Raw genomic sequence first — 743 nt, forward strand, 5'->3', positions numbered from 1 at the left:
CCATTACTGGTTAGGTTGGCTAAATCCGGTTGGTCAGCATTGAAATCAAGCTGATGGATCGCATCTGAGCCCACATCCAACGGCACTTCGCCGCTAATAACCTCACCATTTTGGGTGGTTTCATTAATGGTGGTGCCACTGTCAGTGCCAAATTCTGGGTTGGCACCATCAACAATGGTGATATCAACATTGGCAGGCTTTTGTAGCCAATCACCATCGGTATCTTGCACCTGAATCGGCACATCAATGGTGATTTTATCGTTAACACTATCAACCAAACCATCGACACCACTGTCGGTGTGGTTTAACGGTTTGTCTTGATTAATCGTCACTGTGACGTCGATATCGTGGCCGTTCGCCGCTTGGACGGCATCCAATGATACCGTCACCACTTGCTCGCCGTCAGCGGTCACACCGACTAATTGCCCGGTGGTGCTGTCATAGCTAAAGCTGATCGCTTGATTATCACCCGTAGTTAACTCTGACTCTAATTCGCTAATTAATTGGGTTAATTGAGTCGGATCGATGGTCACTTTAGTTGGGTCTAGACGATCAGCGCCCGCCTCAATCACAATCGTGGTGTTGCCCGATACAGGGTAGCCTTGCTCACCAGCTTGAGGAGTTAAATCACCTTCGGTAATAGTAATATCACCGTGCTCATTACCGCCCGCATCAGCACCATCAGTGACAGTAATAACAACTTGTCCTTGCGTGCTGTCACCATCATTATCCGTCGCCGTCAC

Annotated in this window: 1 protein-coding gene; it reads right to left on the reverse strand. The window is 48.6% G+C overall.

The window, feature by feature from the left end; translation table 11 throughout:
* Nucleotides 1-743: hypothetical protein (locus PMAL9190_RS20265; RefSeq protein ID WP_159458409.1), on the reverse strand; the 743-nt coding region annotated here is incomplete at both ends.

Origin of the sequence: Photobacterium malacitanum (assembly GCF_900185615.1) — a bacterium.
GTDB lineage: Bacteria > Pseudomonadota > Gammaproteobacteria > Enterobacterales > Vibrionaceae > Photobacterium > Photobacterium malacitanum.